This window comes from Sinomicrobium pectinilyticum (genome assembly GCF_003725735.1).
In the GTDB taxonomy this organism is placed as follows: Bacteria; Bacteroidota; Bacteroidia; order Flavobacteriales; family Flavobacteriaceae; genus Sinomicrobium; species Sinomicrobium pectinilyticum.
In genome coordinates this window covers 80,895-87,170 of the sequence record NZ_RJTM01000035.1, presented here as the reverse complement: position 1 = coordinate 87,170, position 6,276 = coordinate 80,895, and the positions used below count along the sequence as shown (strand labels likewise).

5 protein-coding genes are annotated in these 6,276 nt (G+C 42.0%); 3 read left to right on the top strand and 2 right to left on the bottom strand.

Annotation, left to right across the window (positions count from 1 at the left end; translation table 11 throughout):
* Window positions 1–419 precede the first annotated feature (419 nt).
* Window positions 420–1,280, top strand: coding sequence for a DUF808 domain-containing protein (locus tag ED312_RS07275; RefSeq protein ID WP_123215344.1), 861 nt, complete (start codon window positions 420–422; stop codon window positions 1,278–1,280).
* Between the two features lie 560 nt (window positions 1,281–1,840).
* Here ED312_RS07275 and ED312_RS07270 read toward each other — a convergent pair.
* Together ED312_RS07270 and ED312_RS07265 are read right to left on the bottom strand one after the other, a co-directional pair.
* Entirely contained in the window at window positions 1,841–2,545 is a 705-nt protein-coding gene (locus ED312_RS07270) for a LytR/AlgR family response regulator transcription factor (protein ID WP_123215343.1), read from the bottom strand.
* A 767-nt stretch (window positions 2,546–3,312) separates the two neighbouring features.
* Window positions 3,313–4,512, bottom strand: a complete 1,200-nt coding sequence (locus tag ED312_RS07265) for an MFS transporter (RefSeq protein WP_123215342.1) — start codon at window positions 4,510–4,512, stop codon at window positions 3,313–3,315.
* 323 nt (window positions 4,513–4,835) lie between these two features.
* On the opposite strand from ED312_RS07265, the gene ED312_RS07260 reads away from it, so the two are divergent.
* Together ED312_RS07260 and ED312_RS07255 are read left to right on the top strand one after the other, a co-directional pair.
* Window positions 4,836–5,393, top strand: a complete 558-nt coding sequence (locus ED312_RS07260; protein WP_123215341.1) for a Crp/Fnr family transcriptional regulator — start codon at window positions 4,836–4,838, stop codon at window positions 5,391–5,393.
* Between the two features lie 77 nt (window positions 5,394–5,470).
* Window positions 5,471–6,208 (top strand): SDR family oxidoreductase, encoded by a 738-nt coding sequence (locus ED312_RS07255; RefSeq protein ID WP_123215340.1) that lies wholly within the window; start codon window positions 5,471–5,473, stop codon window positions 6,206–6,208.
* Window positions 6,209–6,276 lie beyond the last annotated feature (68 nt).

Here is a 6,276-nt window from a genome sequence, read left to right as displayed (position 1 = left end):
TCGGTCCCTTGATGAACGTTACCGGTTCCATACTGGCCTCGTACTGGCATAAGAAGGAACCGAAGGATAACGGGGTAGATAACACAAATCAGTTGTAACTGTTAAAATTAATTATTCACGTTTTATAAAATGTATTACAAATACATTGTACAATGGGTACTCGTTGCAAACGAGCACCAGGGGAGGAGAACACAGACCAGTTGTAACCGCCAGGAAATTAATTATTCATGCATTACAAATGCATTGTACAATGGGTGCTTATTGCAAACGAGCACCAGGGGCGAGATACCGGGGGGATACCTGGCAAAATAGCCGGATTAAGAAAATATCTTTAAACCTAAAGACCTGTTAAAAAAAAAACGTACTTGCATACAAATAACAGTAGGAGTATTTTTACTGCTTTAAAAACAGTGTAATATATGGCTTCAGGTTTTTTTGCCGTTCTGGATGATATAGCCGCATTGATGGATGACATAGCGGTAACAAGTAAAATAGCAACCCGCAAAACAGCAGCAATATTAGGAGATGACCTGGCGGTAAATGCAGAAAAAGCTACCGGTTTTTTATCTTCGCGGGAGTTACCGGTAATATGGGCTATTACCAAGGGGTCCTTTATCAATAAGCTTATAATTATCCCTGTAGCTTTACTGCTCAATGTCTTTTTTCCGGCTGCTATAAAGGTTATCCTGGTCATCGGAGGGGCCTACCTGGCTTATGAGGGTGTTGAAAAAATAGTAGAACATTTCTTTCACCGTTCAGGGGATGCCCATCCCATAGAGGAAAAGGAAAAAGAAAATGATGCGGAAGCGGAAAAAGCTAAAATCAAATCGGCTATAGTTACGGATTTTATCCTCTCTATAGAAATTGTTATTATAGCACTCGGTACGGTCCTGGACAAGACTCTTACCATACAGATCATGACAGTCACTGTAGTAGCTCTGCTTGCTACTGTAGGTGTTTATGGTATTGTAGCGCTTATCGTACGTATGGACGATGCGGGGTTTAGACTTATTAAGCATTCTGACAACCACGGCTTTTTGTTCTGGCTGGGTGGTATCCTGGTGAAGTCCCTTCCGGTAGTTATCCGCTTCCTCGGTGTTATCGGTACTATCGCCCTGATCCTGGTATCGGGAGGGATCTTTGTGCATAATATAGATTATCTCCACCACATCCTGCCGGAATTACCACCTGTAGTCAAGGAGTTCATGACCGGGCTGGTTGTCGGATCGGTTGCGGTAGCTGTGGTAACGGGGGTGAAAAAGATCATTTCTTTGATTTAGGAACATTAAAGCACAAAGTGCCTGACAGTACAAATACGGTGAATCGATTGAAAAAGCAAAGATTTAATCCCGTTAAATGGGTCTAATTCCCTGATGCTCTGCATCGAAATGGGCTAAGGTTTGTTCATTTGAATACCTCGCGTCCCCCCGGAAAAACAGATTTTCACAATTATTGAGAGGATACGTCCTGAAGAACAGGGAAAAGCGATATTGCTGTTAGTGATAAGGTATTCAGATCTTCGGAAATCTTTATATTTCAGTATAACTGTTATTGCTTAGGAAACATTTGTTCGTTTTTTCAATTCATTGCGAACAGCATTATAATTGGGATTAACATATGGATTCTTTTTGTTCCGTTGCATGCTCAATAACATGGTATGAAGTATCCGGATATCATGGGTTTTTATATGCAGATCAATGAATGCATTAAATATTTCATAATCTTTATTGTCCAGGATTTCTCTTAATCTGAAAAAGATATGGTCATACTTGTCGGTTTTTTTTGTTCAGGGGACATTATAAGGGTAATTTAAATTTAATAATACGTTGTATATCCCGGGTTATCCCGGCACGGAAACATTATTTAAAACGTCTGCCAGCTTGTCTTTACAATTTCTGCTAAGGGGCAGGAGAGTACCATGAATTTCTACAGTACGACAGCTATACCGGTCTACCTTGCCGAGGTTAATGATAAAGGATTTATGAATACGCATAAAATGATCCGCCGGCAATTCCGACACAAAGGACTTCATGGAGGAAAGTGTAATGATATTTTTGTCATCCATAACCAACTTCACATAATCTCCTAAGGCTTCAATCCACCTGATCTTGTGGAGAAAAACTTTATGTTTTACCTGATTACCCCTTACAACTATATAATTGTCATCTTCCCGGGCCCCGGTCTTGAGTTTGTGTATTTTCAATGCTCTTTTTACTGCTATTTCAAAACGTTCTGAAGAAATAGGCTTATGCAGATAATCCGTTACGTTATAATCAAAAGCTCTAAGAGCGTATTCTGTTTTTCCGGAAATGAGGATAACCTGGGGCGGGGTCCGCAAAGACTCCAGGAGATCAAACCCGGTTACGACGGGCATCTCTATATCGAGAAAAATAAGATCTGTTCTTTTCAGCTTTAACCCGCTTTTGGCTTCTATAGCGTTACTGTATTCTGCAATAAGCTGTAGGGAATCCGTGTTTTGGATAAGCCGGGCCACAGCCATCCGTTGCATGCTGGAATCATCAATGATAACGCAATTTATTTTCATATTTGACTACAATTTTCGGCACAACTTTTCCTTTTTAATAATGTCTTCCGTTTCGTATTGTTCTATAAGAGGAGAGTATGCCAGGAGGTGATGTGAAACCAACAAATTTTGTTAAAATTCCGGGCATACCCTCAAATATGGATAGAAGGGAGGAAAAGATGGAACTCTGTTTGTTTCACATCCGCTTATGGAAAAATTGCCTGTTCAAATTATATAATACAGGTTTTGATTGGCTGATTTAGCAATATACTACATGCCCTTCTATAGTATAGATACACGTGAGTTACCCAAATGTCCCTGTTTAAAGCAAAAAAAAAATGAAAAAAGGATTTCTCTTTTCTCTTTTTATAACCTGTTTTTTGTGCAGACTGAACGGAAAAGGCCAGGATAATCCTGTATTTACAGGGGCGAGGAATTTCTGAAATTTCCTTTTTATGGTGTAGTGCTTATTAGAAGGTTAAACATTAAAACCTGTTAATACCACGTGAATAATGTTTAAGCCCTACGGATTACAAGTATTCAATGTATTCATTTTTAGTGATTTAAAAAGATTCTCCCTCCCGATTATCGGTATGATAAAAGGAGGTGGGCAGACCTTTGGTCTGATCGGAGGGTTAGAAAGCCTAAACCATTGGTAAACCGCAAATGCTTGGGATTAAACCCCAAGACCTGGGCTTGGTCAAACTCCCCGTCCCGCAAGGGGGGAGCCTTTTTTTTATCCATTTCTCACGTTAATACCGGTGTTGAAATTGTGGATGCTCGGAGAATTAAATTCTATATTTCTTTTTCTTCTGCATTAACTTCCATACGACAATGACACTCACCAGGATAATAAAGGTGCAGAACAGGAACAGGTATTCCATGCCGAATACCTTAATGACCGCGCCTTCGAGGGGGCCGGTAACCCCGAGGGAGATATCAATAAACAAGCCGTAACAGGCCAGTGCCGCACCGGCATTGGAAGCCGGGGCCAGCCGAACGGCCTCTACACCCAAGGCGGGAAAAACAAGAGAAAACCCGAGTCCGGTTATGGCAGCGCCTATCAGTGCAACATTAGGATGCGCAGCAAGAAACAAGATAACCAGGCCCACCATTTCGGTTACCAGGCAAACAAAAGCGACTTTCAAACCTCCCCTGGTATTGATCTGGTTGGCAAAAAATACCCTGCCAAGAATAAATAGCACACTGAATACACTAAGGCATAAGGCGGCATTGGGCCAGTTGAAATAATCGTAATACAAGGTAATGAAGTTGGACAATCCGCCAAAGCCGAGTCCTGCCAGCCCCAGGCAGATACCGAAAGGGGCAACCAACCGGAAAACCTTGAAAAAGGGGATCGGTTTTGCTATGTATTGTCCGATTACCGCTTTTTTGGAAAGGGCATATAGCAGCCCCAGTACCGGGACAACAAACAGGCAGATGGCAATATAGGAAAGGCCCCAGTGTTTGTCAATCAATACGCCGAGCGGAGCTCCCAGGGCCAGGGCCCCGTAGCTGGCAATACCGTTATAGGAAATGGCCGTTGCCGTGTGCCGGTCTCCCGCCACAAGCATGGCCCAGTTAACGGGACTGGCCCCTATCATGCCTTCGGCACAGCCGGTTATCAGCCTGGCCACACTCAGTAAGATCAGGGTAAGCATTCTGTTTTCCTGGCTTTCAAATGAAACATACATCAGTACGGCGCTTACCAGGAAACCGATCATACTGATCACCACGGCTATTTTCGGGCCTTTCGTATCAACTACTTTTCCGGATATGGCACGTACTATCAGAGTAGATACATATTGCAGGCTGATAACCACCCCGGCAACTATTTCACTAAAACCTAAAGTTTTATGAATAAAAATAGGGAGTACGGCCAGGGGCAGCCCTATGCACAGATATCCGAAAAAAGTAAAGGCAACAAAACCGGCGATCTGTAATTTGGAATTACGCTGGCCGGAGGATAAAGCGGTATCAATAGACATATTATTGCTTGAAAGTATTAACCCGTTTGTATTACGTTGCAAAGGTATAGAGGAATATAGGAATGCATACGATTGCACAACACTTTTTTTGTGTATTTAGGGAGCACAAAATGCCTTGGTATTATAACTGTCCGCTTTTACAGAAAACGATGTGATTTTGTGTGCTTTTGGTGAATTGTCCTTAAAAAGAGTGGCGTGGCAAATGCTTTGTACGATAGGCACGGGTTGTAAACGGGGCCGGGGTTTTACAAAAGAGTACAAAAAACATATTCTTTTTGCCAAATGGTAAATTATGCCGGATTAAGTTTGATTAACTTGCTACCATGAAAGAATTTATAGATTTCGTATTGCAATACGGAAATTTGAATCAGCAGCAGATAGACCTGATTTCCGGTAAGGGAAGAGAGGTCGTACTGCACAGGGAAGAATATTTTGCCGAAGCAGGAAAAGTCCTGAAACAGGTGGGTTTTGTTATTGACGGGGTTATGCGGATCTGTTATTACAATAATAAAGGCGAGGAGATTACGAAAATTTTCATAGAGGAGAACCATCTGCTGTTTAATCTGGATAATGTTCCTCTTACCGAATATATCCAGGCGGCTACCGATTGCAGGCTTCTTGTATTTTCAGTACGTGACTGGAAAGAGATCTCCGGAACTATTGTAGGATGGGAAAATATTGTTCAAAAGATAGTTACCAAAGCCCTTGTTCAGAAACTCGAAAGGGTAAGTCCGCTGGTTTCCCAGGATGCCACGACCAGGTACCTGGAATTTATGGAGAAATATCCGACGCTTGTCAACCGTATTCCTCTGGCCTACATAGCTTCTTATCTTGGGATCACACAATCTTCGTTAAGCAGAATCCGAAAAAACATACGTTAAAGCGCTTTTTGCCATATGACAAAAGCTCCGGTTTTTAAATTACCCAATTTTGTAGTGTTAATTTAAAATATTACAAAATGAAAAAAGTATTTATTACAGGAGCCAATAAAAGCATTGGGTTTGAAACTGCCAGGCAATTGCTGCAAAAGGGATACTATGTGTACCTGGGAAGCCGTAGCCCTGAAAAGGGCCTGCAAGCTGTTGAAAAATTAAAAGCCGAAGGCTTACACAAAGTGGAAGCGGTACAAATAGATGTATCCGATGACAACTCGGTAAAAGCCGCACGCACCGAAATTGATAAAAAAACAGATGTACTGGATATTCTTATTAATAATGCCGGGATTTCCGGCGGTTTGCCGCAAACGGCTACCGGTACTGGGATCGAGACGTTCCGAAAGGTCTTTGACACTAATTTATTTGGTGTCGTAAGGACTATCCGGGAATTTAAGGACCTGCTAGAGAATGCGCCTGAACCACGCATAGTGAATGTAAGTTCCAGTATGGCCTCGCTAACTCTGAACAGCGACCCTTCGTGGCCGTATTATCATCACAAAGGAGCGGCTTACCTTTCATCAAAAACAGCACTTAACATGTACACGGTTAACCTTGCGTATGAGCTCCGGGATACTTCATTTAAAGTAAATTTGGTGGACCCGGGTTTTATAAAAACAGATTTTAACAATCACCGCGGGACGGGTACCGTAGAAGAGGCCGGTGCCAGGATAGTCAAATACGCCGTTATGGACAAAAACGGCCCTACGGGAAAATTTATCAGTGAAGAATATAACCCCGGGACCGGGGAAATTCCCTGGTAATCCAGGTATGTTAAAATAGGCCGGATAAATATTTTACATGATTGATAAAGTATTGAAAAACAGTAAAC

Excerpts from the sequence above, each read along its gene's own strand:
- ED312_RS07255 (WP_123215340.1), top strand. The coding sequence starts at position 5,471 with ATGAAAAAAGTATTTATTACAGGAGCCAATAAAAGCATTGGGTTTGAA.
- ED312_RS07260 (WP_123215341.1), top strand. The coding sequence starts at position 4,836 with ATGAAAGAATTTATAGATTTCGTATTGCAATACGGAAATTTGAATCAG.
- ED312_RS07275 (WP_123215344.1), top strand. The coding sequence starts at position 420 with ATGGCTTCAGGTTTTTTTGCCGTTCTGGATGATATAGCCGCATTGATG.
- ED312_RS07270 (WP_123215343.1), bottom strand. The coding sequence starts at position 2,545 with ATGAAAATAAATTGCGTTATCATTGATGATTCCAGCATGCAACGGATG.
- ED312_RS07265 (WP_123215342.1), bottom strand. The coding sequence starts at position 4,512 with ATGTCTATTGATACCGCTTTATCCTCCGGCCAGCGTAATTCCAAATTA.